Origin of the sequence: Thioclava sp. JE_KL1 (genome assembly GCF_009296265.1) — a bacterium.
Classification (GTDB): Bacteria; Pseudomonadota; Alphaproteobacteria; order Rhodobacterales; family Rhodobacteraceae; genus Thioclava.
The window spans coordinates 258,037-283,767 of sequence record NZ_WBJS01000005.1 but is presented as its reverse complement, the minus strand read 5'-3'; the positions used below and the strand labels follow the sequence as shown (position 1 = coordinate 283,767).

The following is a 25,731-nucleotide window of genomic DNA, read 5'->3' as shown; positions in this document are numbered from 1 at the left end:
GGCTGGCATGGCGCGCTCTCTTCCTCTCTGGCTCAGACTGCAACTCTCTGCCTTGCGTCCTGCGGGACCCAAGGCGAAAGCCGCGGTCGAGGCCGGTCAGGGGGAGGAGCGCGCCGACGCCCCGCTGCTGTGGATTTGGGCTGCGGGGAAATGCGCGGAAGCCGCCGGGCTGGTCGCGCGCAGGGTGGCCGCGCGGATGCCCGATATCCGCATCGCGATGACGGTGCGCGGCGTGGAAGATCCGCCGGACGGTCTGCCCGAAGAGGTCTATTTCCGGCCCACCCCCGAGGATCGTCCGGCGTCTGTCCGTCTAGTCTTGGATGCGTGGCGCCCCGATCTCGTGCTCATCATGGACGACTTGCTGCCCGCCGCCCTGATCGCGGAGACGCAGAAACGCGGCATCGCCAGCGTTCTGGCCGATGCGAAACTCGGCGGTCAGGATGGGCTGCGCCTCGATGACGTATCGCTGACGCTGCTGGGCCGGATCGATCGCATCTACCTGCGCGACGAGGCGAGCCTCGAACGGGTGGGCGACCGGCTGAACGGGCCGGTCATCGTTGTCAATGACGGCGCGCTCGGCGAGCCGCCGCAGCCGCTTTACGGCTCAGAGGCAGAGCGCGCCTCGATGGCCGAGTCGATGGGCGCGCGCCCGGTCTGGCTGGCCGCCGCCGTACCGGAGGCCGAGGTCGGCCCGGTGACGGCCGCCCATCGCTACGCCCAGCGCCACGCGCATCGGCTGCTCCTTCTGCTTGCGCCGGATGACGAATCCCAGGGCGAGGCCCTCGCCGCGCAGCTGACCGCCGAGGGCTGGTCGGTCGCGCGCCGGTCGCTCGAGGGCGAACCGGAACTGACGACCGAGATTTTCATCGCCGACGACGCGATGGAATACGGGCTTTGGTACCGGCTGGCCGCGCTCAGCTATATGGGCGGCACCTTGTCGGGGACGGCGCGGGCTCCGCGTTCCCCGGTTGAGGCGGCGGCGTTGGGATCGGCGATCTTGCATGGTCCCAAGCTCGTCCCGTTCCGCGAAGATTACCTGCGGCTGGAGGCTGCGAAAGCCTGCCGCGGCGTCGTGGTGCCTGAGGATCTGCCCGAAGTGGTCGCAGACCTGATCGCGCCGGAACGCTCCGCGCAGTTGGCCCATAACGCCTGGGCGGTGACCTCGGGCGGCGCGGGGGCGGTGGAGACCATCGCCCGCGATCTGGCCGAGATTCTCTCGGGCACCCAGCCCGCACGGGTGGCGTGATGGGCGCGCCCGGCTTCTGGTTCAACGCCCCCGCCGCGCCGGGCCTGCGGGCGCGCCTGCTGTCGCCGCTCGGCGCGATTTACGCGGCGATGACGAAGCGGCGCGTGGCACAGCCGGGACTGCGGCTGGGCGTGCCGGTGATCTCGGTCGGCAATATCAACGCGGGGGGGACCGGCAAGACGCCGACGGTGATCTGGCTGGTGCAACGGCTGGCCGCACGCGGCGTGACCGCCCATGTGGTCACGCGCGGCTATGGCGGGTCGCTCGAAGGGCCGGTGCAGGTCGATGAGCGCAGCCATCGCGCCGAAGAGACCGGAGACGAGCCGCTGCTGCTCTCGGCCTTCGCGCCGGCCTGGGTCGCGCGCGACCGCGCGGCGGGGGCGAGCGCCGCAGTTGCCGCCGGAGCGCAGGTGATCGTGCTCGACGACGCCCATCAAAACCCCGCATTGCACAAAGACCTCTCCATCGTGGTGGTCGACGCGCATAAGGGCTTCGGCAACGGGCGCTGCCTGCCTGCCGGGCCGCTGCGCGAACCGATCGAGGCCGGAATGGCCCGCGCAGACTTTCTGCTGTCAATCGGGCCGGAGGCTGCACAGGGTGAATTCTCTAATTTCTGGAGTTCCAGAATTTCGAAGCCACATTTGACAGGTCAGCTCGCCCCGCTGCAGACGGGCATGGATTGGGAAGGCCTTCCCGTCCTCGCCTTCGCAGGTATCGGCCATCCCGAGAAATTCTTCGCCACCCTGCGCAACCTCGGGGCAAACCTGCTGCGCGGCGAGGCGCTAGAAGACCACCAGCCTTTCACGACCCGCCTGTTGCAGCGCATCGAGGCGGAGGCCGACATGCTTGGAGCGCAGATGGTGACGACCGAAAAGGACGCGGTGCGCCTGCCGGAAAGCTTCCGCCCGAAGGTGCTCGCCCTGCCGGTGCGGCTCGAGATCGACGACCCTACAGCGCTCGACGCAGCGCTCGACCGGCTCGGGATATGAAAAAGGCCGGCCCCGCGGGACCGGCCTTCGCAACATCTGTCGCCGAGATCAGTTGGCTTTCTGCGCCAGCTCGTCGTCGAGGATTTTCTTGAAGTCGTCCCAAGCCATGTTGGAATGCTTCTCGCCGTCGATGATGAAGGTCGGCGTCGCGTCGATCTTGTCATCGCCCGCGTTCTTCTGGAAGGTCGCGACCATCCGCTCGGCGCGCTTCTCGTCGTTCATGCAGGCGGTGACCTGATCGTTGCTCAGCCCGGCTTGCAGGCCGATCTTGCGCAGGTTGTCCGCGATGGTCTGCGGCTTGCCGTCGCCGATCCAGTCCTTCTGCTTGTTATAGATCATGTCCGAGATCGCATAATATTTCGGATCGCCGCCACATTGCGCGATCAGACCGGCCCAGACACCGAACTTGTCGAAATAGACCTCGCGCTGGATGAACTTCACCTTGCCGGTGTCGATGTAGTTCTTCTTCAGCTGCGGATACTCGACCTTGTGCCACTCGGCACAGTGCGGGCAGGTGTAGGAGGCGTACTCGATCACGGTGACCGGCGCGTCTTCCTGACCCAGAACCACGTCGGGCAGGGTCTCGACATCTTTGTTCGCCGTGGCTTCCTGGGCTTGGGCCGCAGTGATCAGGCTCGCCTCGCTATGTTGGCTGGCATACCAGCCGCCCGTCGCGAGAAGCCCCATGACAGCCGCGCCGCCGAGGATCGAAAGAGTTTTGCTCATCTATCTGCCTTTCTTGTGTGCAGCCCGCTCTGCGGACTTCGATAGAACGTTTCTTGCCAGTTCTTCCAGCGCCGATTTGAGATCGGCATCGCCACAATCGGCCACCTGCGCCTTCGCCGCTTCGGCGACGCGGGGGTCCGGCTTGCGGGGTTCGGGTTTGGGTTTTGGTGCGAATTGCGCCTGACCTTCAGCAAAGCCGGTCGGCGCGGTCTGCGTCAGCGAAATGCGCGAGATCGCGTTATAGCCGTAGCAGGCATTCACCTTGTCGCGGATTTGCGGCAACTGCATCTGCAGCATCGGTGCCGCCGCTCCGGTCGTCAGGAGGGTAAGGGTCGCGCCGAAGCCGCCTTTGGTGTAGCCGATCTTCACCGGGCGGCATTGCGCGGCCGTCTCAGGCCCCACCACTTCCGCCCAATGGGTCAGCAGGCGCGAGACCGCAAAACCTCGTGCTTCACCCGCGGCGCGGATACGGTTGCGCAGCAGTCCGCCCGCGGCTTCAAAGCCACGCATTCGCCGCGAAGGCGTCTTTTGCGGGTCGCTTTTTTTCATTCGTGGGCGGTTCCTCTTGATCCATCCCATTCTAGGAAGCACATCGGGCCGGGCCAACCGGTCGGCAAGAGGGGAGCATAAACATTGCGTGACGGTAAAGGGGCAATCGGCGAAACCCTGCTCACTTGGTACGATAGCCATGCCCGCGTCATGCCGTGGCGCGTGTCGCCTGCGGATCGTGCAGAGGGCGAACGGCCCGATCCCTATCGCGTCTGGCTCTCCGAGGTAATGCTGCAGCAGACCACGGTCGCCGCCGTGCGCGATTATTTCCGCCGCTTCACCGAGCGCTGGCCCGATGTGGGTGCACTCGCGGCAGCCGAGGATGGCGACGTGATGGCCGAATGGGCCGGGCTTGGCTATTACGCCCGCGCCCGCAACCTTCTGAAATGTGCGCGTGTCGTGGGAGGTGAGCTGGACGGGCGCTTCCCCGAAACGGCGGCAGAGCTGCAAAAGCTGCCCGGCATCGGGCCCTACACCTCCGCCGCGATCGCCGCGATCGCCTATGACGAGCCGGTCGCCGTGGTCGACGGCAACGTCGAGCGCGTCGTCTCGCGGCTTTTCTCGGTCGAGACGCCACTTCCCGGCGCCAAGGCGGAGCTGACCGAATTGACGGCACAGATCACGCCCGAGGACCGACCCGGAGATTTCGCGCAGGCGATGATGGATCTGGGCGCGACGATCTGCACGCCGCGCAATCCGGCCTGTGGCATCTGCCCGCTCATTGATTCCTGCACCGCCCGCGCTGCCGGGATCGCCGAGACGCTCCCACGCAAAGCTCCGAAGAAGGAAAAGCCCACCCGCCGTGGCTTCGCCTATGTCGTGATGAACGGCCAGGGCGACGTGCTGCTGGAACGCCGCCCCGACAAAGGGCTTCTGGGCGGAACGCTGGGCTTTCCCGGCTCGGACTGGTCCGAGGCGCCGACACCCGCCCCGCCGATGCAGGCCGACTGGGCCCTCTCCCCGGTCGAGGTGCGCCACACTTTCACCCATTTCCACCTGATCCTGCAGGTCCACGTCACCCGCACGGAGGCCCATGCCATGACCCCGCGCGCCGATTTCCGGCCCGGCGATTTGCCCACGCTGATGCGCAAGGTCTGGGATGCCGCCCAAAGCGCCGAATGGCCGCAACCCGAGTGATTGTATCGGGTTAGCGTTCGGCTAGTATGACCGCGCCCGCATCGCTCACGAGGCCCCGATGTCCAGCCGCGACGAAATCCGCCGCCCCTCTCACGCCCTGCCCTTCTGGCTGTCGCTCGGCACCGTGCCGCTGGCGGGGATCGAGGCGTGGTTCGGCGGTTGGACCCTGATCCTGCTGCCCGCCTATGCGTGGTGGCTGACGACGGTGCTCGACCAGTTGCTGGGGCGCAACGAGGATCAGCCCGACACCGAGACGCCCGAAGCCGACCTGTTCTGGTATCGCGCGATCACGCTGGTCTGGTTCCCGATTCAGGCGGCCGTGATCTTCGGCACGATCTGGTGGGTGACGCATACGACCCATCTAAATGGGTTCGAGATCGTCGCCCTGATGTTCGGCGTGGGCGTGATCTCGGGCACGATCGGCATCGTTTATGCCCACGAATTGCTGCACCAGAAGAGCAAGCTGGAACGCTGGCTGGGCGATTTGCTGCTGGCGAGCGTCCTCTACTCCCATTTCCGGACCGAGCATCTTCTCGTCCATCATCTCTGGGTCGGCACCCCCCGCGACGCGGTCTCGGCACGCTACAACGAGGGCTTCCACCGCTTCTTCTGGCGGGTGATCTTTGAATGCCCCCGCTCCGCCTGGAAAGCCGAGAAGCTGAAACTGAGCCGCGCGGGCCGCCCGGTCTGGCACCGCTCCAACCCGTTCTGGCGCTACGGCGCATTGCAGGCGCTGGCGCTGATCGTCGCGGCGCTTTTGGGTGGCTGGATGGGGCTCGGTCTGTTCCTTCTGCAGGCGCTCTTCGCGATCTGGCAGCTGGAGCTGACCAACTATGTCGAGCATTACGGCCTGACCCGGCAATACAAGGGCGAAGGGCGCTATGAGCATGTTCTGCCCCGTCATAGCTGGAACGCCGATCACACCGCCTCGAACTGGCTGCTGATCAATTTGCAGCGCCATTCGGATCACCATTACAAACCCGACCGCCGCTTCCCGCTTCTTCAGACCTACGACGCGGACGAAGCCCCGCAGCTGCCCTTCGGCTATCCCGGCATGACGGCGCTCGCGATGATCCCGCCGCTCTGGCGGCGCCGGATGAACCCGAGGGTTCGGGCATGGCGGCGGAAATACTACCCGGATGTCGAGGACTGGACGCCCTATAACAAGGGCACGACGCCGCTGCCGCGCGGCTCTTTCTGACGAGCCTCTTCCTCTTGGCAAGAATATCCCCGCCGGAGGCTCCCGCAGATGCCGCCAGCACAGGCCTCAGGTCACGACACGCATCGTCAGGTTGATCCGCCCGCCCTTCGGCATCAGCGGCGAGGTGCCGGGCTTCACGCGGTCGATTCCATGATAGAGCAGCCGCGCCTCGCCCCCCATCACCATCACATCGCCCGAGTGCAGCCAGAGGCTCTCTGTCTTGCCACCGCGCGTCTTGTTCCCGATGCGAAACAGCCCGTCATCGCCCAGCGAGACCGACACCACGGGCTGATCGAAATCCTGCTCGTCGCGGTCCTGATGCATGCCCATCTTCGCGCCTTCGCCGTAGAAGTTGATGAGACAGCATTCGGGGGCGCGGGGCGTGCCCGAAACCGCCTCCCAGATATCGAGGATCAGCTGTGGGATTGCGGGCCAAGGTTGTCCGTCGGGATGGGTCTCCGAATAGCGGTAGCCGCGCCGGTCGGAGATCCAGCCGAACCGCCCGGCCGACGTCATGCGCACCGACATCGGCTTGCCGTAGGGTGTCATCGGCGAGAACAGCGGCGCCTGCGCCACGACACCGCGCAGCGTCTCGATCAACGCCTTCTGCTCGTCGAGGTCCAGCCAGCCGGGATAATGGCGGAAGCCGCGAATCTCCTGCGGATCGGGCCGAGATATTGCGTGTTTCGGATTTTCTGTCATTTTCTCACCCTCTTCCTCGGGGGAGCCTTCTTGCAGCCCGATTTTCCCCTCCTTATATACACTTCGAAGCCGAAGGCGGCTCACACCGCCAGATAGCAGAACATGAAACCGAAACCCAAGGGATAGGGGCCGGGGGCCTGAATGGACCCGTTCCCCGTCATATCGCCAAGAGAGGTAACATCATGGGTAAAGTCATTGGTATCGACCTCGGGACTACGAACTCCTGCGTCGCCATCATGGATGGCGCACAGCCCCGAGTGATTGAAAACTCCGAAGGGGCGCGCACCACCCCCTCGATCGTCGCCTATACGGACGACGAACGTCTGGTCGGCCAGCCGGCGAAACGTCAGGCGGTCACCAACCCCTCGAACACCGTTTTCGCTGTTAAGCGTCTGATCGGTCGCCGCACCACCGATGCGGAAGTCGAGAAGGACAAGAAACTCGTCCCCTACAACATTGTCGACGGCGGCAATGGCGACGCATGGGTCGAAGTGAAGGGCGACAAGTACTCCCCGGCTCAGGTTTCGGCCGTGATTCTTCAGAAGATGAAGGAAACCGCCGAGAGCTATCTGGGTGAGGAAGTCACGCAGGCCGTCATCACCGTGCCCGCCTACTTCAACGACGCTCAGCGTCAGGCCACGAAAGACGCCGGCAAGATCGCTGGTCTCGAAGTGCTGCGCATCATCAACGAGCCGACCGCGGCTGCGCTGGCCTATGGCCTCGACAAGAAAGAATCGAAAACCATCGCGGTCTATGACCTTGGCGGCGGCACCTTCGACATCACCATCCTCGAGATCGACGACGGTCTCTTCGAAGTGAAATCGACCAACGGCGACACGTTCCTCGGCGGTGAAGACTTCGACATGCGCATCGTCAACTACCTCGCTGACGAGTTCAAAAAAGAGCATGGCGTCGATCTGACCAAGGACAAGATGGCGCTGCAGCGTCTGAAGGAAGCTGCCGAGAAAGCGAAGATCGAGCTGTCGAGCTCGAGCCAGACCGAGATCAACCAGCCCTTCATCTCGATGGGCAAGGACGGCACTCCGCTGCACATGGTCATGAAACTGACCCGTGCGAAGCTGGAAAGCCTCGTGGGCGATCTCATCAAGGCTTCGCTGAAGCCCTGCGCCGCAGCGCTCAAGGATGCCGGCGTCTCCAAGGACGAGATCGACGAAGTCGTGCTCGTCGGCGGTATGACCCGTATGCCGAAAGTCGTGGAAGAAGTGACCGGCTTCTTCGGCAAAGAGCCGCATAAGGGTGTGAACCCGGATGAGGTTGTGGCGCTCGGTGCGGCCATTCAGGCCGGCGTTCTGCAAGGTGACGTGAAAGACGTCGTCCTGCTCGACGTGACCCCGCTGTCGCTCGGCATCGAGACGCTGGGTGGCGTATTCACCCGCCTGATCGATCGCAACACGACGATCCCGACGAAGAAGAGCCAGGTGTTCTCCACCGCGGAAGACAACCAGAACGCAGTGACGATCCGGGTCTTCCAGGGTGAGCGCGAGATGGCTGCCGACAACAAGATGCTCGGCATGTTCAACCTCGAGGACATCCCCCCGGCCCCGCGCGGCATGCCGCAGATCGAAGTGACCTTCGACATCGACGCCAACGGCATCGTGTCCGTTTCGGCGAAGGACAAGGGCACCGGCAAGGAGCAGAAGATCACGATCCAGGCGTCCGGCGGTCTGACCGACGACGAGATCGAGAAAATGGTTCAGGACGCCGAGGCGAATGCCGACGCGGACAAGTCCCGCAAGGAACTGGTCGAAACCAAGAACCAGGGCGAATCGCTCCTGCACTCGACCCGCAAGTCGCTCGAAGATCACGGCGACAAGGTCGATGCCTCGACCGTCGAAGCGATCGAACTGGCAGCCAACGCGCTTGAGGAAGCCCTCAAGACCGAGGAAGCCGGCAAGATCAAAGGCGCGATCCAGAACCTGACGGATGCGGCGATGAAACTCGGCGAGGCCATCTACAAGGCCGAGCAGGAGAAAGCCGGTCAGGGCGAGAGCTCGAGCGACGAAGACAGCCCGCGCGATGTCGATGAAGATATCGTCGACGCTGACTTCGAAGATCTGGGCGAGGACGAGCGCAAGTAATTGCGCATGGAATGTCGGGCGGGCCTGCCTTTTCTAAGGGCGGGCCCGCCTGCGTTCCGCCAAGGGGGTAACCAATGGCAAAACGCGACTATTACGACGTTCTGGGAACTGCCAAAGGCGCCTCGGCCGAAGAGATCAAGAAAGCCTATCGCAAGAAGGCGAAAGAGCTTCATCCCGATCGCAATTCCGACAATCCCGATGCCGAGGCCCAGTTCAAGGAAGTGAACGAGGCTTATGACGTCCTCAAGGACGCCGAGAAGAAAGCAGCGTACGACCGGTTCGGTCACGCGGCGTTCGAAGGCGGCATGGGCGGCGGGCGTCCGGGCGGCGGCTATGGCGGCGCGGGCGGTCAGGGCGACTTCGCCTCGGCCTTCTCCGACGTCTTCGAAGACCTGTTCGGTGATTTCATGGGCGGCGGCAGAGCCGGTCCCGGCGGTGGGCGTTCGCGCGCACAGCGGGGCTCCGATCTGCGCTACAACATGCGCGTCACGCTCGAAGAAGCGTATCGCGGCACCCACAAGACGATCAACGTGCCAAGCTCGGCCGCCTGTACCGAGTGTAACGGCTCCGGTGCGGAAGGCGGCTCCGAGCCGCAGACCTGTCCGACCTGTTCGGGTCTGGGCAAGGTGCGCGCGCAGAACGGCTTCTTCACGGTCGAGCGGACCTGCCCGACCTGTGGTGGCCAGGGTCAGGTGGTGAAGAACCCCTGCAAGGTCTGCCATGGTGCAGGCCGCGTGGAGGTCGATCGCCAGCTTCAGGTCAACATCCCTCCGGGGGTCGAGACCGGCACCCGCATCCGTCACGCCGGTGAAGGCGAGGCGGGGCTGCGCGGTGGTCCGTCGGGCGATCTCTACATCTTCATCGAGGTCCAGCCGCACGCGATCTTCGAACGCGAAGGCACCGATCTGCATTGCCGCGTACCGGTCAGCATGGCGACCGCAGCCCTTGGGGGCGAAGTCGAAGTGCCGACGATAGATGGCGGCCGCAGCCGCGTGAAAATCCCGGCCGGCAGCCAATCGGGTCGGCAGATGCGCCTGCGTGGCAAGGGGATGCCCGCGCTGCGCGGCGGCGGGGCCGGCGACATGTTCATCGAACTTGCCGTCGAAACCCCGGTGAACCTGACTGCACGGCAGAAGGAAATCCTCAAGGAGTTTCAGGGGATCGAAGCCGAGAACAACCCGGAAGGCGCGAGTTTCTTCAAGAAAGTCAAAAGCTTCTGGGATGGCATGACCCAGTGATCATTTCGAAAAGGCGCCTTCGGGTGCCTTTTTTTCTTGGGCTGACCGAGGGCGATTAAGGCTTTCTTCAACCCGAATCGTTCATGGTCTGTTTCATGGACCAGATACCCCATCATATGCAGGAGCCTCCGCTGCCGTTGTTCAACGGCGGCACCGCGATCCGTCCGCCGCCGGGCGCGTCCAAGCCGTCCTATCTGTTCGACCATCGGCAACGGCTGCGCACGCGGTTCATGGAAGGCGGCGCGCAGGCCCTGCCCGATTACGAACTGCTCGAACTGGTGCTGTTTCGCGCGATCCCCCGGCAGGACGTCAAACCCCTCGCCCGCCGCCTGATCGAAACCTTCGGCGATTTCGGGCGGGTGGTCTCTGCCCCGCCTCACCGCCTGCGCCAAGTGACCGGCGTGGGCGAGGCCGTGGTGATCGAGTTGAAGCTGGTGGAGGCCTCGGCGCAAAGGCTCGCACGCTCGAAGGTGATGCATCGCCCGGTGCTCAGCTCTTGGCAGGCGCTCGTCGATTACTGTCACATGGCGATGTCCCATGCCGAGACGGAGCAGTTTCGCCTGCTGCTACTGGACCGGAAGAACGCGCTGATTGCGGATGAGGAACAGGGCCGCGGCACGGTCGACCACGTGCCGGTCTATCCGCGCGAGGTGATGAAGCGCGCGCTGGAGGCCAATGCCTCAGCGCTGATTCTGGTACACAACCACCCCTCGGGCGACCCGACCCCGTCGGAGGCGGATATCGCCCTCACACGGCAGATCGACGAGGCGGCGAAGCTCTTCGGCATCGTGCTGCACGATCACCTGATCCTCGGTAAGGACTGCGAGATCAGCCTGCGGTCGGAGGGTTACTTCTGAGCGGTCAGGCTCTGGGACTCGAACCCGTCAAGCGGAAGAACCACAGCGCCGCCATCGGAGGGGCAAGCGGGCAGATCGAGCGTGATCGGCATCGCTGCAGTCCCGGTGCCATGCATCCGCATCAGCCGACCGCCGACCGGTTTGCCGCAATCTTCGGAGGACAGCGTCGCCTCGAGTTGCAGCTTGAGCGCGGTAAGCGTCTTGGGTGCAGTGTAGATTTCGATGCGTTTGCCATCTGCGGAGGTGAAGCTTTGCATATAGCCGCCCAGCGAGGTGTCCGGCGTGCGCGGCTTTGTCACGTCGAGATGGCCTGCATCGTCGAACTGCGCGCCGTTCTCATAGGCGTTCAGATGCAACGGGCTTTGTCCATCGGTCACCCAGATCGCGCGGTTGATCTTATCGAGCCCCGACGCCGCGGCCTCCACCTGCGCGATCGTCGATCCACCGGTGGTGACTTCCAGCGACGTCGTCGGCGCGAGCAAAGGCAGGATAGCCGAGAAAGCCCCCGCTTTGTCGGTCTGCCCGGCGATCGAGAGCGACGCATCGCGGATCGTCAGTTTCGTATCGGGGTGGCACGGCGCGCTCAGCTCCAACTTGGTGAGCCCATCGCCTGCGGGGGTGACCGACAGAACGGCGTGCCCGCAATCGGCAGCGCCTGTCTTCAACGGCATCGGTTGCGGAAGCGAAGAGGTGAACCGGTCGCCCGATGTGCGCACCGTCGCAGGCACGATGCCGACGCCGGAATCCGTCGCGAAATGATAGACGGGAGGGTTGCGAAGTACGGTTTTCGAAATGAGCTGAACGCGCGGTTCCTCCCGCGGCTCGACCCGATTTCTCCAAGTCTCGCGGCTGACCGAGCTTGCCACCAAAGACGCACCGAGTTGCGGACGTGGACCCACGCTTTGCATCACATGACCGGTCGCGGCGGCGAGCAGGAACGTCGCTCCGATCATGGATATTTTGCGAATGGTGCGCATCGCCGCCTCGAACTGGGGTCTGTCTTAGAAAACTGGTTAAGCAATTCCTAATGTCCGAAAGCGGCGAAGCTGCGGCGCGAATTGGGAAATCGCGCCTATCACGCGGCTGGCGCGTGGGGTGAACCTGCCAAGAGAGTCAATGACTCCAACAAGATATGGAAAAGGCGGCCGAAGCCGCCTCAACTTTGCCACATTCGCGTCAGAGTTGTGTCAAACCAATTGCCCGTGGCAATGCTTGAACTTCTTGCCCGACCCGCAGGGGCAAGGATCGTTGCGCGACGGCTCGCCCCAAGTTGCCGGATTCGTCTCGTCGAATCCCGGAAGCGGCTCGCCCACCACCTCGACCTCGGGCATCGCCTCGGTCGGGGCTTCCGCCGACGCTTCGGTCGGTGCGGGCTGCTGCTGTTGCGCCTGCATCATCTGCGCCTGCTCTTCTTCGGTGAGCGGACGGATACGGGCCAGCTGCTGGGTCACGTCCGAGCGCAGGCTGTCGAGCATGATCTCGAACAGCTGGAAGCCTTCGGTCTTGAATTCCGACAGCGGATCGCGCTGCGCATAGCCGCGGAAGCCGATGGTCTGGCGCAGCTGGTCGAGCGTGACCAGATGCTCGCGCCATTTCGCATCGATGATCTGCAGCAGGACCTGCTTTTCGATCATCTGCATCGTGTCGGCGCCGAAAGCCTCGGCCTTCTCGGCCATAAGCGTATCGGTCGCTTCCTCGAGTCGCTCGGTGACGACTTCTTGATCGACGCCCTCTTCCTCGGCCCATTCCGCGAGCGGCACGTCGAGGTTCAGCTGTTCGATCACCTCTTGGTGCATGCCTTCGACATCCCATTGATCGGCATAGGATTTCGGCGGCATGAAGCGGTCCACGAGGTCCTCGATCACCTGCACGCGCATGTCGCGGGTGATCTCGCCGACCTCTTCGGTTTCCATGATTTCGCGACGCTGCGAGAAGACCGCTTTCCGCTGGTCGTTCATCACATCATCGAATTTCAGAAGCTGCTTACGGATGTCGAAGTTGCGGCCCTCGACCTTCGCCTGCGCGCGCTCGAGCGACTTGTTCACCCACGGGTGGACGATCGCCTCGCCCTCTTTCATGCCCAGCTTGGAGAGGACCGAATCGAGCTTGTCGGAGCCGAAGATCCGCATCAGGTCGTCTTCCAGCGAGAGGAAGAACAGCGAGCGGCCCGGGTCGCCCTGACGGCCCGAACGGCCGCGCAGCTGGTTGTCGATGCGGCGGCTTTCGTGGCGCTCGGTCGCGAGAACGAACAGGCCGCCCGCTTCCAGAACTTTCGCCTTTTCCTCGGCGGTCGCCGCGTCGATCCGTTTGCGGACCTCTTCGGGATCCGCATCGGGATTCGCCGCGAGTTCGTCCTGCACGCGCATCTCGACATTGCCGCCAAGCTGAATGTCGGTCCCGCGGCCTGCCATGTTGGTCGCGATGGTCACCGCGCCCAGACGACCGGCTTCGGCGACGATGGTCGCTTCCTGCTCGTGCTGGCGGGCGTTCAGGACGTTGTGCTTGATGCCGGCCTTCTTGAGCATGTCCGAGAGCATCTCAGACTTCTCGATCGAGGTGGTGCCGACGAGCATCGGCTGACCCTTCTCGTTGGCCTTCTTGATAGCCTCGACGACGGCGTCGTATTTCTCCTGCGCGGTGCGATAGACACGGTCGTGTTCGTCTTTCCGCGCGATCGGGCGGTTGGTCGGGATTTCGACCACGCCGAGCGAGTAGATCTCGGCGAATTCTTCGGCCTCGGTGGCCGCGGTGCCGGTCATGCCGCCGAGCTTGTCGTAGAGGCGGAAGTAGTTCTGGAAGGTGACAGAGGCCAGCGTCACGTTCTCTGGCTGAATCTCGACGCCTTCCTTGGCTTCGATCGCCTGATGCAGACCTTCCGAGAGGCGGCGGCCCTTCATCATGCGGCCGGTGAATTCGTCGATCAGCACGACCTCGCCCGATTGCACGACGTAGTTCTGATCCTTGAAGAACAGCTTGTGGGCGCGCAGGGCCTGGTTCACGTGGTGCACGATGGTCGTGCTTTCCGGATCGTAGAGCGACTGGCCTTCGGGCAGAACGCCCCCCTCGAGGAGGATGTTTTCGAGGAAGTCGTTGCCCTCTTCGGTGAAGGTCGCGGTGCGGGCCTTCTCGTCGATGGTATAATGCTCTTCGCTCAGGCTCGGGATGAACTTGTCGAGCGTGATATACAGCTCCGAGCGGTCGTCGGACGGACCCGAAATGATCAGCGGCGTGCGCGCCTCGTCGATCAGGATCGAGTCGACCTCGTCGATGATCGCGTAGAAATGGCCGCGCTGCATCATCTGGTCGACCGACGTCTTCATGTTGTCGCGCAGATAATCGAAGCCAAGCTCGTTATTCGTCGAATAGGTGATGTCGGCGGCGTAGGCCTGTTTCTTCTCCGGCTCGGCCTGGAAGGGCACGACGACGCCGGTGGTCAGACCCAGCGCGCCATAGACCTTGCTCATCCATTCCGCGTCACGCCGCGCGAGGTAGTCGTTCACGGTGACGACATGCACGCCCTTGCCCGCGAGCGCATTCAGATAGGCCGGGAAGGTCGCGACGAGGGTTTTCCCTTCGCCCGTCTTCATCTCGGCGATATTGCCCTGATGGAGGAAGATGCCGCCGACGAGCTGCACGTCGAAGGCCCGCAGGCCGAGTGCACGCTTCGCGGCTTCGCGACAGTTGGCGAAAGCTTCGGGCAGGATCTTGTCGAGGCTTTCGCCCTCTTCCTGCACGCGACGCTGAAACTCGCGCGTCTTTTCGATGATCTGTTCGTCGGAGAGGGCTGCGAACTGCTCCTCCAGCGCGTTGATCTTGGCCACCAGCGGGCGCACCGATTTCACCTTACGATCATTCGACGTGCCGAAGACCTTCTTCGCGAGTGTTCCGATGCCGAGCATGTAATCTCCGAGGGTAGCTGACCAGATCGTTATTCCCTGTGCCTTGTCGCATAGGGTTTGCTTGCCTAGAAGAGCTAGCGAAACAAGGCCGAAATGGCTCTTACAGGCCCTAGGCGATGTAAGGGGCGGCTGCCAGACTGTCAACGCCGCCTAGAGACGCGGCAGAAAGGAAGTGGCAAGGATGCCGAATCTGACGAAACTGTTCGCGAGCGTCGCGATCTGCGCAATGACTGCCGGGATCGCACAGGCCGATGACGCGAAAGCGCCTGCCGCCGCTGCGGATGCCGCGAAATCGGAAACCGTCGCCAAGCCGCGCACCGACCTGAGCGCCGACACCGTGGTTGCCACCGTGAACGGTCAGGATATCACGCTGGGCATGATGCAAACGGTACGCGACGGCCTGCCCGCGCAATACCAACAGCTGCCCGATGACAAGCTGTTCCAAGGCGTCCTTGAGCAGCTGATTCAGCAGACCGCGCTTGCCCAGCTGGAAGAAAAGCGCATCACCCAGCGCGACAAGATCGCTCTCGAAGTGCAGAAGCGCGCGTATCTTTCGGGTGCGATGCTCAACTACACCGCTGACAAGGCCGTGACCGACGAGGCCGTGCAGAAAGCCTATGACGCGAAATACGCCAAGGCCGAGCCGACCAAGGAATATCACGCGGCCCATATCATCGTGAAAACCAAGGAAGAGGCCGAGAAGATCAAGAAAGAGATCGATAACGGCGCCGACTTCGCAGAACTGGCGAAGAAGAACTCGACCGACGGTGCTGCGGCGAACGGCGGCGATCTGGGCTGGTTCAAGCTCGACGCGATGGTCAAGCCCTTCGCGGATGAGGTCGCAGGCATGAAGGACGGCGAAGTCGCCGGTCCGATCCAGACCCAGTACGGCTGGCATGTCGTGAAGCTGCTCGGCACGAAGATGGTCGACGCGCCGAAACTGGCCGATGTGCGCAAGAAGCTCGAAGGCGATATTCGCCAAGAGGCTGTCCAAAAACGCGTAAAGGCTGTTGTGGGCGAAGCCAAAATCGACAAGATGACCGACGGGATTGATCCGAGCGTTCTGAAAGATCAGTCCATCTTGGGTAGCAACTGATCGATCAAAAGGCGGGCGCGATGGCGAAGAAAAAGTTGAAGGACACAAAGGAGCTGAAGGCCAAGGTCAAGAAGCTCCGCGCCAAGGTTAAGGCGTTGAAGTCCGACCTTTCCGCCGCGCCCGCCCCTGCCGCTTCTGCGGCGCAAACCAAGGCGAAATCGGTGACGATTTCGCCGCTCGCCCCCGCGAAATTTCCCGATCTTCCGGAAATCGCGGGGGTCGAATTCGCCTCCGCCGCGGCGGGGGTCAAATATGCCGGACGGACCGATGTGATGCTCGCGCGGATCGCGCCGGGTGCGTCGATCGCGGGCGTTTTCACCACCTCTTCCACCCGCGCGGCCTGCGTTCTCGATTGTCAGGAAAAGCTCGCGATGCGCGCGCCTGCCGAGACGGGCGCCGCGATCATCGTCAACTCCGGCAACGCCAACGCCTTCACTGGGAAAAGCGGTCAGGAGAGCGTCGACAAGGTGACCGGTGCGGTGGCTCAGGCGCTCGACATGCCGATCAGCCGGGTGTTCTCTTCCTCCACCGGGGTCATTGGCGAGCCGCTTCCCCATGACAAGATCGTCGCCGTGATCGACGGCCTGACGCAGCGCCTCTCCCCTGCCGGGATCGAGGATGCTGCGCGCGCGATCATGACGACCGACACCTATCCCAAAGGCGCCTTTGCCGAGGTTCAGGGCGAGGGTGGCAAAATCAAGATCGCCGGGATCGCGAAGGGCTCGGGGATGATCGCGCCGAATATGGCGACGATGCTGGTCTATATCTTCACCGATGCGAAGATTACGCCGGCGCGGCTGCAGAAGATGCTGTCTCGGCAGGTCGATGACACGTTCAACGCGATCACCGTGGACAGCGACACCTCGACCTCGGATGCGCTGATCGTCGCGGCGACCGGGAAATCCGACGCCGCCGAGATCGCCGATCTGCGCTCAGAGCCCGCGAAGGCGTTCGAGGCCGGGCTGCGCGAGGTGATGATGGATCTAGCCCATCAGGTGGTCAAAGATGGCGAAGGGGCTACCAAGTTCGTCGAGATCCGCGTGACGCGGGCCCGCTCGAACGAGGATGCCCATAAGATCGCGATGTCGATTGCGAATTCGCCGTTGGTGAAGACCGCGATTGCGGGAGAGGACGCGAATTGGGGCCGCGTGGTGGCTGCTGTCGGCAAGTCCGGGGCCGAGGCCGATCGCGACAAGCTGAAGATTTCCTTCGGCGACATGGTCGTGGCCGAGAAAGGCTGGCGCGTGCCGGATTACTCCGAAGAGGCCGCGAGCGCCTATATGAAGAATGATGAACTCGTGATCGGCGTCGATCTCGGGCTTGGTCGCGCCTCGAAATCAGTCTGGACCTGCGATCTGACCCACCGCTACATCGACATTAACGCGGATTATCGTTCGTGAAGATGGTTCTGGTATCCGCCGTCGCCCTGATCGACGCTGACGGGCGCGTGCTTCTGGCACAGCGCCCCGAGGGCAAGTCGATGGCAGGTCTGTGGGAATTTCCCGGCGGCAAGGTCGAGGCAGGCGAGACGCCCGAGGCCGCGTTGATCCGCGAGCTGGACGAGGAACTGGGCATCCAGACCCACCAAAGCTGCCTCGCGCCGCTGACCTTCGCCAGCCACGCCTATGACGACTTCCACCTGCTGATGCCGCTGTTCGCCTGCCGTAAGTGGGAGGGGATCGTCAGCCCGCAAGAGGGGCAGACCCTCGCCTGGGCGCGGGCGCGGGACCTGCGCGACTACGAGATGCCGCCCGCGGATATCCCCCTGATCCCGATCCTGCGCGATTGGCTCTGATCGGGGTTACTGCGCGGTTAACCTTTGTGATCTTTTTTCCCACCTCTCGCGTCTAACACGGAGGGATCCCCGTTTCCATTTGCCGTTCCTTAACGCCTTGCGCGTCTAATGAGCGCTCAAGGGAGGAACCTCATGCTCAGAACCATTCAGATCGGCAGCAGCGTCTTCGTTCAGGGAGTTTACGAACGGACGCTGGATTGCGGGCGCATCCTCGTGCGTGTCGGCGATGCGCTCTTTGCCGGGCGTCCCGTCAATCGCTGACGCAGCCGGATGACAGCCACAGATGCAAAACGGGGGCCCGAAGGCCCCCGTTTCTATATTCGTAACTCGGTCCCGAAGGATCAGAGCGTCCGCTCGACCTCTTCGCGCTCGAAGATCTCAATGACATCGCCAGGGCGGATATCGTCGTATCTCTCGAAAGCCATGCCGCATTCCTGACCGGAGGGCACTTCCTTGACCTCGTCCTTGAAGCGCTTGAGCGTCTTCAGCGTACCTTCGTGGATCACCACGTTGTCGCGCAGCAGGCGGACGCCAGCCGAACGACGGGCCACGCCCTCGGTGACGATACAACCCGCGACCTTGCCGACGCCGGTGACCTTGAACACTTCCTTGATCTCGGCGTAGCCGATGAAGTGCTCGCGGATCTCGGCCGACAGGAGGCCCGAAGCGGCAGCTTTGATGTCGTCCACCAGATCGTAGATGATCGAGTAGTAGCGGATCTCGACGCCCTTCTGGTTCGCGGCGTTGCGCGCAGGCGCATTGGCACGAACGTTGAAGCCGATGACCGGCGCGTTGGACGCCTCGGCCAGCGTGATGTCGGATTCGGTGATTGCACCGACGCCCGAATGCAGCACGCGCACGCGCACCTCTTCGTTGCCGACCTTCTCGAGCGCCTGAACGATCGCTTCCGCCGAGCCCTGCACGTCGGCCTTCACCAGCACGGGCAGTTCGGTGACGCTTTCGTCGGCCTTGGCTTTCGCCATCAGCTGTTCCAGCGTCGTCGCGGCACCGGCAGCGGCGCGCTTATCCTTAGCGGCGTGCTCGCGGTATTCGGCGATCTCGCGGGCCTGCGCCTCGGTCTCGACGACGTTGAGAACGTCGCCAGCCTCGGGCGTGCCGTTGATGCCGAGCACCTCGACCGGAACCGACGGACCGGCCTCATCGACGCGGTCGCCCTTGTCGTTGATCAGCGCGCGGACCTTACCCCACTGCTCGCCGACGACGAAGATGTCGCCTTTGCGCAGCGTGCCGTTCTGCACCAGAACCGTCGCGACCGGGCCACGGCCCACGTCGAGCTTGGCCTCGATCACCGCACCTTGCGCGGCGCGATCGGGGTTCGCCTTGAGTTCGAGCAGTTCGGCCTGAAGCGCGATGGCTTCGAGCAGCTGATCGAGACCCTTGCCGGTCTTGGCCGACACTTCGACGTCCTGCACGTCACCCGACATCTCTTCGACGACGACTTCGTGCTGCAGAAGCTGGGTGCGGACCTTCTGGGCATCCGCATCGGGCTTGTCGCATTTGTTGATCGCAACGATCATCGGAACGCCAGCGGCCTTCGAGTGATTGATCGCTTCGATCGTCTGCGGCATCACCGAGTCATCGGCCGCCACCACGAGCACCACGATATCGGTGACATTGGCACCGCGGGCACGCATCGAGGTAAAGGCCGCGTGGCCGGGCGTGTCCAGGAAGGACAGGGTCGCGCCACTCTCGGTCTGCACCTGATAGGCGCCGATATGCTGCGTGATCCCGCCAGCTTCGCCGGAGACGACGTTCGCCTTGCGGATCGCGTCGAGCAGCGAGGTCTTGCCGTGGTCGACGTGGCCCATGATCGTGACGATCGGCGGGCGCGGCTGAAGATCTTCTTCCTTGTCGTCGACCTGATCGATGACCTGTTCGACATCCGCATCGGAGACGCGCACGGACCGGTGACCGAATTCCTCGATCACGAGTTCCGCGGTATCGGCGTCGAGCGTCTGGTTCGCGGTGACCATCATGCCCATCTTCATGAGCGTTTTGACCACGTCGGCCGCGCGCTCTGCCATACGGTTGGCGAGTTCCGACACGATGATCGTCTCGGGAAGCTGCACTTCACGCGACTGCTTTTCAGCACGCTGCGAGCCGCCCATCGCCTTCTGACGGGCCTTCTCCTGCTTGCGCTTCATCGCAGCAAGCGAGCGCTGGCGGCCTTCGCCACCCGAGAGCGCATCGCTCAGCGAGAGCTTGCCCGAACGACGGTTGCCGCGGTCATTGCCCTTGTTGTTGCGATCGTTGCGCGTGTCACGCTCACGATCCGTCTTGCGCGGACCCGAAGCGGAAACACCCTTGGTCTCGGCGCGGGCGGCAGCAACCTCCACGGCAGCCTGATCGACCGGAGTGTCCTTCTTCGGTCCGCCCTTGCGGATCTCTTCTTTCTTCTTGTCGCGAAGTTCGGCCTCGCGCTTCTTGCGCTCGTCCTCTTCAGCCTTGGCTTTCAGGGCCGCTTCGCGTTCACGCTCCTCGCGCTCCTTGGCCTCAGCCTCGGCGCGACGACGCTCACGTTCTTCTTCGCGGGCTTTTTCCTCGGCCTCGCGGGCGGCGGCCTCTTCGACCTCACGCGCCTTCGCGGCCTGAAGCGCCTTCAGGCGACGCTCCATCTCGGCGTCGGAAATCCCGGCGGGGCGCTTCGACGGATCGCCAAGGGAAGTTTTGTTACCCCCTCCCTTACCAGCGCCTGCCGCCGGTTTGTTCAGCACCCGCTTCTTGCCTTTCGTCTCGACCACGACGTTCTTGGTGCGCCCGTGCGAGAAGCTTTGCTTCACCTGCCCGGGGCGCCCGCCGCCCAGTCCGAGAGTCTTTTTGCCGTCCGTATCGCTCATGCCGTCTTCGTATCCTTCATGGCGGTCTTGCCGCCGTCCTGCTTGCGTACGCCCGCAAGCCTCGATGCGTCTTCAATTACGCGCCGGGTGAGGCCACCGGCTGCAAGCGCGCCGTGTATCGCACGATCGCGGCCGAATGCCAAACCCAATTCCTGAGAGGTGAGGCAGCCGAACCAGCGCCCGCCTTCGGGCGTCCACAGCTTGCCCTTGCCCCTGTCCGAGCCGTCGCTTGCCTGTAGCAGCACTTTCGCGCGCCCCTCGGCCAGCCAGCCCTTGACCTTTTCGAAGCCGACAACCGCTTTGCCGGCCTTCCGCTCCAGAGAAATAAGCTCCACAACGCGAGAGGCAAGGGCCAGTTCCACCAATTCCACCAGATTTTCTGGGGTTTTGGCTGCCTGCTTCGCTGCGCGAGCAAACAATCCCTTTTTCATCGCCGTCTCGATGACGCTGCGTTCGGAGGTGACCCAGATGCCGCGGCCGGGCAGTTTGCCTGCCACGTCCGGGTAGATCATCCCATCGGGTCCGAGCACGAAGCGGACAAGCCCCGCCTTCGGCTGAACATCGCCGGTGACGATGCAGCGCCGTTCGGGGTCGTCGTTGGTTTTCGGCTTTCCGCCGCGACTCATCTAAGCTCCTCTCCGGTCGGGACCGAGGCTTACGCCTCGGCCTCCTCCTCGGTTTCCTCTTCGCCTTCGTCTTCCGCGTCGCTTTCCAGCTCGGACGGGTCGACCCAGCCCAGCTGAATACGCGCGGTCATGATCAGGTTCTGCGCCTCTTCGAGGCTCACGTCGAATTTCTCGAGCAGACCGTCATCCTTCACGCGCTGACCGTCGACCGTGGTCCAGCCACCGGCCAGTTCCCAGTCGGCGCAGGTCGCGAAATCTTCCAGCGTCTTGACATCGTCTTTCGCGAGCGCCTCGATCATCTGCGGGGTCAGGCCTTCGAAGTCGAACAGCGACTGCTCGACGCCCATCTCCTTCGCCGCTTCCAGCGCCTTGCGGTTCTGCTCTTCGATCACGTCGCGGGCACGGGCCTGCAGTTCGCCTGCGGTGTCCTCGTCCACGCCTTCGATCGACAGCAGCTCGTCCATGTCGACATAGGCCACTTCCTCGAGCGAGGTAAAGCCCTCGGCCACGAGGAGCTGCGCGAAGAACTCGTCGAGGTCCAGCGCGTCGACAAACAGCTTGGTGCGCTCGGCGAACTCGGCCTGACGGCGCGCCGATTCCTCGGCTTCGGTCAGGATGTCGATGTCGAGACCGGTCAGCTGCGAAGCCAGACGCACGTTCTGACCGCGACGGCCGATGGCGAGCGACAGTTGCTCGTCCGGGACCACGACTTCGATCTTCTGCGCTTCCTCGTCGATCACCACTTTCGACACTTCGGCCGGCTGCAGCGCGTTCACGAGGAAGGTCGCCTGATCTTCGTTCCACGGGATGATGTCGATCTTCTCGCCCTGAAGCTCGCCGACGACGGCCTGCACGCGCGAGCCGCGCATACCGACACAGGCGCCGACCGGGTCGATCGAGTTGTCATAGGAGATGACGCCGATCTTCGCGCGCGAACCGGGATCGCGGGCCACGGCCTTGATCTCGATGATGCCGTCGTAGATTTCCGGCACTTCCATCTTGAACAGCTCGGCCATGAATTCCGGCGCGGTGCGGCTGAGGAAGATCTGCGGGCCACGGGTCTCGCGGCGCACGTCTTTCACATAGGCACGGATGCGGTCGTTCGGGCGATAGCTCTCGCGGCCGATCTTCTCGTTGCGGCGCAGAATCGCTTCGCCACGGCCCACATCGACGATGATGTTGCCGTATTCCTCACGCTTGACGATGCCGTTGATGATCGTGCCCACGCGGTCCTTGAACTCTTCGTACTGGCGATCACGCTCTGCTTCGCGGACCTTCTGCAGGATGACCTGCTTGGCCGATTGCGCGGCGATACGGCCCAGATCGACCGGCGGCACCTCGTCGACGATCTGATCGCCGACCGAGGGGTTGTCGAGATACTGCTTCGCCTGCTCGACGGTCAGCTCGGCTTGATAGTTCTCCAGCTCCTCGTCTTCGACGACGGTGCGGACGCGGGTGAAGGTCGCCTTGCCGGTCTTGCGATCGATCGAGACACGGATGTCCATCTCCGCGCCGTAACGCGACTTCGCTGCGCGCGCGAGGCTCTCCTCCATCGCCTGGATCACCAGATCCGGGTCGATCATCTTTTCGCGCGCCACCGCCTCGGCGGTCTGCAGAAGCTCAAGCTGGTTGGCTGCCGTGATGGCCATCTCAGTTCTCCTCCTCGGGGGAATCGTCAATCTCGTCAAATTCAGCTTCGTCGACGCCTTCGGTCGCCTTCTTCTGGCGCAGCATCTCGTCGATCAGCTCATCGGTCAGCACCAGCTTCGCATCCGCGAGCCAGTCGAACTGGAGGCCGATCACGACGTCTTCGCCGTTCTCGTCCAACTCGATCAGGATTTCCGAGCCTTCGGTGCCGCGCAGGATACCCTTGAAGCGCTTGCGTCCGTCGATCTGCTCGGAGGTCTCGATCTTCGCCTCGTAGCCTTCCCAGATGTCGAAATCCTTAAAGCGCGTCAGCGGCCGGTCGATCCCGGGCGACGACACTTCCAGCGTATATTTGTCCTCGATCGGGTCTTCCACATCGAGAGCCGCGGACACGGCGGTCGAGATCGCGGCGCAATCGTCCACGATGATCCCGCCATTGGGGCGGTCTGCCATGATCTGAAGCGTGGCCGTCTTGCCGCCCTGCAGCCGCAGCCGCACGAGCTCGAAGCCAAGCCCCTCGATCACGGGGGTCACGATCTCGGCCAGACGCCGGTCGATGGCGGTCTTGGCGATCAGGTCGGTCATGTCTCTCTTTCCGATCCTACAAAAACAAAAAACGGGCCGTTGCGGCCCGTCACACGTTTCCGGTGGGCGTCAGGTTTGGACCCCGGCGCGCCGCTGTTGATGGCGATATAGTCCTGTATTGCAGATTCCGCAAGTGGAATCAGGTTTGGGCCCCCGCCCGCGGATTGTCGCGCCAAACGCGGAAGTTCAGCGCGCCCGCCAATGTCAGCCAAACGAGATAGGGAAAAACCAGCAATCCGGCCAACATATCGAGCTGCAGGAAGGCCAGCATCATCGCCGCGACGGCGACCCAGAGGCAGATCAGGACCAAAAGCCCGAGCCACAGCCGATGCGCCCCGAAGAAGACCGGCGTCCAGAGCGTGTTCAGCGCGATCTGCACCGCGAAGAGAGCGAGCGCGATCTGGCTGCCCGCCTCGGGGGCGATGCGCGCCGCGGCATAGGCGACCGAGACGTAGAGATAGGTCCAGGCAACCGGGAAGACCCAGTTGGGCGGCGTGAAGCCGGGCTTCTTCAACCCGACATACCATTCGCCCGGCTTGAAGATGATGCCCGTCGCAGCGGCGGCCGCGGAGGCCACGAGAAACAGCAGGAAATAGGTAAGCGTCATGGCGGCCCCGATCGAAATCTTTCGCTAGATCAGGATCTAAGCTCATCCATCGCGCGGACAAGCCCGGCGGTGATGCCCGGTTCGGAAAGCGCATGCCCCGCCATTGGCACCAGCTGCAGCTTCGCCATCGCCCAGCCCTGCGCCAGCCGATAGGCCGAGGTCGGCGGGCAGATCATGTCGAGCCGCCCCTGCACGATGGTCGTCGGAATATGCTCGATCCTGTGACGGTCGCGCAGGATCTGACCGTCCACTTCGAGGAAGGCCGCATTCTGGAAATAGTGGTTCTCGAGCCGCGCGAAGGCACGCGCGTAATCGGGCGAGGCCTCGCCCGGCGGGCCGTCATAGCGCACCGAAGCCAGCGCGTTTTCCCACATCGCCCAGTGCCGCGCATAGCGCGCCTCGGCCATGTAGTCGCCCGAGAACAGCCGCTTGTGATAGGCCCCGATCAGATCGTGCTGTTCGTCTTCCGGAATCGGACGCCGGAAATTCGCCCAGAGGTCGGGATAGAAATTCCCTGCGCCGCCGCCGTAGAACCAGTTGAGCTCGGCCTGCGTCGCAAGGAAGACGCCCCGAAGAATCAGATTCGTCGCCCGGTCGGGATGCGCCTGCGCGTAAAGCAGCGCCAGCGTCGCCCCCCAGCTACCACCGAAGACCATCCAGCTGTCGATGCCGAGCGTCCGGCGGATCTGCTCCATATCCGCGATCAGATGCCAGGTCGTGTTATCCGCGACGCTGGCATGCGGGCGCGAGAGACCGCAGCCGCGCTGATCGAACAAGATGACCCGGTAATGCTGCGGATCGAAGAATCGCCGCATCGTGGGTGAACAGCCGCCCCCCGGCCCGCCATGGCAAACCACGACCGGCTGGCCCTCGGGATGACCCGATTGTTCGACGTAAAGAACATGGCCATCGCCCACGTCGATCCGGCGCTGATCGAAGGGCTCGATCGGCGGATAAAGATGGGCGCCCGATGCGCGCTTTTGCCCTGCAGTTCTGTCCATATCCGGACTATATAGAGCAAAAGGCGCGCCCGCCATGGGCTGCCCTAAAATCAATGCGAGGAGAGCAATGGCAGATCCGGCAAACAGCATCGACCCGTCCGAAGTCGCCAAATTCGAGGCGATGGCCGCCGAATGGTGGGACCCGAACGGCAAGTTCAAACCGCTGCATATGCTCAACCCCTGCCGGCTCGACTACATCACCACGCAGATCGCCACGCAGTTCGGCCGCGACCTGAAAGCGCCGCGCCCGTTCGAGGGGCTGCGCCTCTTGGATATCGGCTGCGGCGGCGGGCTTCTGTCCGAGCCGATGGCGCGACTTGGCGCCACGGTCGTGGGCGCGGATGCGGCGGAAGGGAATATCCCCGTTGCGCGGCTGCACGCCGAACAGTCGGGGCTCGAGATCGATTACCGCCATTGCGCGGCGGAAGATCTGGCCACGAACGGCGAGCAATTCGATGTCGTCCTCGCGCTGGAGATCATCGAGCACGTCTCCGACCCGCAGGGCTTCGTGAACACGATCCAGAGCCTGATGAAACCGGGCGGGCTGATGATCTGCTCTACGCTGAACCGCAATCCGAAAAGCTACATGGTCGCGATCATCGGGGCCGAGCGGGTGATGCGCTGGCTGCCCGTGGGCACGCATGAATGGTCGAAATTCGTCACGCCCGACGAGCTTTACGAGCTGTCGCGCAACGCGGGGCTCGACCCGGTCGATCGCCGCGGCATGGTGTTCAATCCGCTGGCGTGGACCTGGTCGCTCTCGGAGCGCGATCTTTCGGTGAACTACGCCATCGCAGCAGTGAAGCGGTAGGGGCGCTGCCCCTCTGCCTTCGGCATTCACCCCGGGATATTTCAGCCAACACGAAGAGAGGC

Annotated in this window: 23 protein-coding genes; 12 read left to right on the top strand and 11 right to left on the bottom strand. The window is 63.5% G+C overall.

What is annotated here, in order from left to right; translation table 11 throughout:
* Positions 1-7: 7 nt before the first annotated feature.
* Positions 8-1,246: a 3-deoxy-D-manno-octulosonic acid transferase gene (locus F8R15_RS11370; protein ID WP_152844642.1), complete on the top strand. Its 1,239-nt coding sequence runs from the start codon at positions 8-10 to the stop codon at positions 1,244-1,246.
* Positions 1,246-2,235 carry a tetraacyldisaccharide 4'-kinase gene (lpxK, locus tag F8R15_RS11365; protein WP_152844641.1) on the top strand — a complete coding sequence of 330 codons (990 nt, stop codon included), beginning with the start codon at positions 1,246-1,248 and terminating at the stop codon, positions 2,233-2,235. The genes F8R15_RS11370 and lpxK overlap by 1 nt, the downstream gene beginning before the upstream one ends.
* Positions 2,236-2,283: 48 nt before the next feature.
* On the opposite strand, the gene F8R15_RS11360 is transcribed toward lpxK, so the two are convergent.
* Both F8R15_RS11360 and F8R15_RS11355 read right to left on the bottom strand, forming a co-directional pair.
* Entirely contained in the window at positions 2,284-2,961 is a 678-nt protein-coding gene (locus tag F8R15_RS11360) for a DsbA family protein (RefSeq protein ID WP_152844640.1), read from the bottom strand.
* Positions 2,962-3,471 carry a DUF721 domain-containing protein gene (locus F8R15_RS11355; protein ID WP_253732531.1) on the bottom strand — a complete coding sequence of 170 codons (510 nt, stop codon included), beginning with the start codon at positions 3,469-3,471 and terminating at the stop codon, positions 2,962-2,964. It lies immediately after the preceding gene.
* A gap of 123 nt (positions 3,472-3,594) precedes the next feature.
* Between F8R15_RS11355 and mutY the strand changes: the two genes are divergently transcribed.
* Complete coding sequence (mutY, locus tag F8R15_RS11350) at positions 3,595-4,647, top strand: A/G-specific adenine glycosylase (protein WP_152844639.1); 1,053 nt, start codon at positions 3,595-3,597, stop codon at positions 4,645-4,647.
* 58 nt (positions 4,648-4,705) lie between these two features.
* Positions 4,706-5,848, top strand: a complete 1,143-nt coding sequence (locus tag F8R15_RS11345) for an alkane 1-monooxygenase (RefSeq protein WP_152844638.1) — start codon at positions 4,706-4,708, stop codon at positions 5,846-5,848.
* Positions 5,849-5,914: 66 nt separating this feature from the next.
* Here the strand turns inward: F8R15_RS11345 and F8R15_RS11340 are convergent, their stop codons facing one another.
* Positions 5,915-6,550, bottom strand: coding sequence for an alpha-ketoglutarate-dependent dioxygenase AlkB (locus F8R15_RS11340; RefSeq protein WP_152844637.1), 636 nt, complete (start codon positions 6,548-6,550; stop codon positions 5,915-5,917).
* Between the two features lie 182 nt (positions 6,551-6,732).
* Between F8R15_RS11340 and dnaK the strand changes: the two genes are divergently transcribed.
* The 3 genes from dnaK (at position 6,733) to radC (ending at position 10,744) form a co-directional block, all read left to right on the top strand.
* Positions 6,733-8,649: a molecular chaperone DnaK gene (gene dnaK / locus F8R15_RS11335; RefSeq protein ID WP_152844636.1), complete on the top strand. Its 1,917-nt coding sequence runs from the start codon at positions 6,733-6,735 to the stop codon at positions 8,647-8,649.
* Between the two features lie 74 nt (positions 8,650-8,723).
* Entirely contained in the window at positions 8,724-9,887 is a 1,164-nt protein-coding gene (dnaJ, locus tag F8R15_RS11330) for a molecular chaperone DnaJ (RefSeq protein ID WP_078570707.1), read from the top strand.
* 95 nt (positions 9,888-9,982) lie between these two features.
* Positions 9,983-10,744, top strand: coding sequence for a DNA repair protein RadC (gene radC / locus F8R15_RS11325; protein WP_152844635.1), 762 nt, complete (start codon positions 9,983-9,985; stop codon positions 10,742-10,744).
* Here the strand turns inward: radC and F8R15_RS11320 are convergent.
* A complete protein-coding gene (locus F8R15_RS11320) occupies positions 10,735-11,697 on the bottom strand; it encodes a hypothetical protein (protein WP_152844634.1) in 963 nt (320 codons plus the stop codon). The two genes, radC and F8R15_RS11320, sit on opposite strands and share 10 nt — an antisense overlap.
* Before the next feature lie 234 nt (positions 11,698-11,931).
* Positions 11,932-14,643 carry a preprotein translocase subunit SecA gene (gene secA / locus F8R15_RS11315; RefSeq protein WP_152844633.1) on the bottom strand — a complete coding sequence of 904 codons (2,712 nt, stop codon included), beginning with the start codon at positions 14,641-14,643 and terminating at the stop codon, positions 11,932-11,934.
* A gap of 181 nt (positions 14,644-14,824) precedes the next feature.
* On the opposite strand from secA, the gene F8R15_RS11310 reads away from it, so the two are divergent.
* The 4 genes from F8R15_RS11310 to F8R15_RS21930 all read left to right on the top strand — a co-directional run bounded on the left by F8R15_RS11310 (position 14,825) and on the right by F8R15_RS21930 (position 17,795).
* Complete coding sequence (locus tag F8R15_RS11310; RefSeq protein WP_152844632.1) at positions 14,825-15,739, top strand: peptidylprolyl isomerase; 915 nt, start codon at positions 14,825-14,827, stop codon at positions 15,737-15,739.
* A gap of 20 nt (positions 15,740-15,759) precedes the next feature.
* Entirely contained in the window at positions 15,760-17,139 is a 1,380-nt protein-coding gene (argJ, locus tag F8R15_RS11305) for a bifunctional glutamate N-acetyltransferase/amino-acid acetyltransferase ArgJ (RefSeq protein WP_152844631.1), read from the top strand.
* Positions 17,136-17,534 (top strand): 8-oxo-dGTP diphosphatase MutT, encoded by a 399-nt coding sequence (mutT, locus tag F8R15_RS11300; protein WP_078522238.1) that lies wholly within the window; start codon positions 17,136-17,138, stop codon positions 17,532-17,534. The genes argJ and mutT overlap by 4 nt, the downstream gene beginning before the upstream one ends.
* A 132-nt stretch (positions 17,535-17,666) precedes the next feature.
* Complete coding sequence (locus F8R15_RS21930; protein ID WP_256365680.1) at positions 17,667-17,795, top strand: hypothetical protein; 129 nt, start codon at positions 17,667-17,669, stop codon at positions 17,793-17,795.
* An 80-nt stretch (positions 17,796-17,875) separates the two neighbouring features.
* On the opposite strand, the gene infB is transcribed toward F8R15_RS21930, so the two are convergent.
* From infB to pip, 6 genes are all read right to left on the bottom strand, one after another.
* Complete coding sequence (gene infB / locus F8R15_RS11295; protein WP_152844630.1) at positions 17,876-20,392, bottom strand: translation initiation factor IF-2; 2,517 nt, start codon at positions 20,390-20,392, stop codon at positions 17,876-17,878.
* Positions 20,389-21,018, bottom strand: coding sequence for an RNA-binding protein (locus F8R15_RS11290; RefSeq protein ID WP_078522236.1), 630 nt, complete (start codon positions 21,016-21,018; stop codon positions 20,389-20,391). The genes infB and F8R15_RS11290 overlap by 4 nt, the downstream gene beginning before the upstream one ends.
* A gap of 29 nt (positions 21,019-21,047) precedes the next feature.
* On the bottom strand, positions 21,048-22,667 hold the full coding sequence (gene nusA, locus F8R15_RS11285) for a transcription termination factor NusA (RefSeq protein WP_078522235.1): 1,620 nt from the start codon (positions 22,665-22,667) through the stop codon (positions 21,048-21,050).
* A gap of 1 nt (position 22,668) precedes the next feature.
* Positions 22,669-23,250, bottom strand: coding sequence for a ribosome maturation factor RimP (gene rimP / locus F8R15_RS11280; RefSeq protein ID WP_078541597.1), 582 nt, complete (start codon positions 23,248-23,250; stop codon positions 22,669-22,671).
* A gap of 139 nt (positions 23,251-23,389) precedes the next feature.
* Positions 23,390-23,857, bottom strand: coding sequence for a TspO/MBR family protein (locus F8R15_RS11275; protein WP_078550932.1), 468 nt, complete (start codon positions 23,855-23,857; stop codon positions 23,390-23,392).
* Positions 23,858-23,886: 29 nt separating this feature from the next.
* The gene (pip, locus tag F8R15_RS11270; RefSeq protein ID WP_152844629.1) at positions 23,887-24,858 is read right to left on the bottom strand and encodes a prolyl aminopeptidase; all 972 of its coding nucleotides are present in this window, start codon (positions 24,856-24,858) and stop codon (positions 23,887-23,889) included.
* A 67-nt stretch (positions 24,859-24,925) separates the two neighbouring features.
* Here pip and ubiG point away from each other — a divergent pair, with 67 nt between their 5' ends.
* Positions 24,926-25,669 carry a bifunctional 2-polyprenyl-6-hydroxyphenol methylase/3-demethylubiquinol 3-O-methyltransferase UbiG gene (gene ubiG, locus F8R15_RS11265; protein ID WP_152844628.1) on the top strand — a complete coding sequence of 248 codons (744 nt, stop codon included), beginning with the start codon at positions 24,926-24,928 and terminating at the stop codon, positions 25,667-25,669.
* Positions 25,670-25,731: the final 62 nt, after the last annotated feature.

Bases quoted from the DNA above. Each gene is read 5' to 3' on its own strand.
- F8R15_RS11370 (WP_152844642.1), top strand. From the start codon at position 8: ATGGCGCGCTCTCTTCCTCTCTGGCTCAGACTGCAACTCTCTGCCTTG.
- lpxK (WP_152844641.1), top strand. From the start codon at position 1,246: ATGGGCGCGCCCGGCTTCTGGTTCAACGCCCCCGCCGCGCCGGGCCTG.
- F8R15_RS11360 (WP_152844640.1), bottom strand. From the start codon at position 2,961: ATGAGCAAAACTCTTTCGATCCTCGGCGGCGCGGCTGTCATGGGGCTT.
- F8R15_RS11355 (WP_253732531.1), bottom strand. From the start codon at position 3,471: ATGCGTGGCTTTGAAGCCGCGGGCGGACTGCTGCGCAACCGTATCCGC.
- F8R15_RS11345 (WP_152844638.1), top strand. From the start codon at position 4,706: ATGTCCAGCCGCGACGAAATCCGCCGCCCCTCTCACGCCCTGCCCTTC.
- F8R15_RS11340 (WP_152844637.1), bottom strand. From the start codon at position 6,550: ATGACAGAAAATCCGAAACACGCAATATCTCGGCCCGATCCGCAGGAG.
- dnaK (WP_152844636.1), top strand. From the start codon at position 6,733: ATGGGTAAAGTCATTGGTATCGACCTCGGGACTACGAACTCCTGCGTC.
- dnaJ (WP_078570707.1), top strand. From the start codon at position 8,724: ATGGCAAAACGCGACTATTACGACGTTCTGGGAACTGCCAAAGGCGCC.
- radC (WP_152844635.1), top strand. From the start codon at position 9,983: ATGGACCAGATACCCCATCATATGCAGGAGCCTCCGCTGCCGTTGTTC.
- F8R15_RS11320 (WP_152844634.1), bottom strand. From the start codon at position 11,697: ATGATCGGAGCGACGTTCCTGCTCGCCGCCGCGACCGGTCATGTGATG.
- secA (WP_152844633.1), bottom strand. From the start codon at position 14,643: ATGCTCGGCATCGGAACACTCGCGAAGAAGGTCTTCGGCACGTCGAAT.
- F8R15_RS11310 (WP_152844632.1), top strand. From the start codon at position 14,825: ATGCCGAATCTGACGAAACTGTTCGCGAGCGTCGCGATCTGCGCAATG.
- argJ (WP_152844631.1), top strand. From the start codon at position 15,760: ATGGCGAAGAAAAAGTTGAAGGACACAAAGGAGCTGAAGGCCAAGGTC.
- F8R15_RS21930 (WP_256365680.1), top strand. From the start codon at position 17,667: ATGCTCAGAACCATTCAGATCGGCAGCAGCGTCTTCGTTCAGGGAGTT.
- infB (WP_152844630.1), bottom strand. From the start codon at position 20,392: ATGAGCGATACGGACGGCAAAAAGACTCTCGGACTGGGCGGCGGGCGC.
- F8R15_RS11290 (WP_078522236.1), bottom strand. From the start codon at position 21,018: ATGAGTCGCGGCGGAAAGCCGAAAACCAACGACGACCCCGAACGGCGC.
- nusA (WP_078522235.1), bottom strand. From the start codon at position 22,667: ATGGCCATCACGGCAGCCAACCAGCTTGAGCTTCTGCAGACCGCCGAG.
- rimP (WP_078541597.1), bottom strand. From the start codon at position 23,250: ATGACCGACCTGATCGCCAAGACCGCCATCGACCGGCGTCTGGCCGAG.
- F8R15_RS11275 (WP_078550932.1), bottom strand. From the start codon at position 23,857: ATGACGCTTACCTATTTCCTGCTGTTTCTCGTGGCCTCCGCGGCCGCC.
- pip (WP_152844629.1), bottom strand. From the start codon at position 24,858: ATGGACAGAACTGCAGGGCAAAAGCGCGCATCGGGCGCCCATCTTTAT.
- ubiG (WP_152844628.1), top strand. From the start codon at position 24,926: ATGGCAGATCCGGCAAACAGCATCGACCCGTCCGAAGTCGCCAAATTC.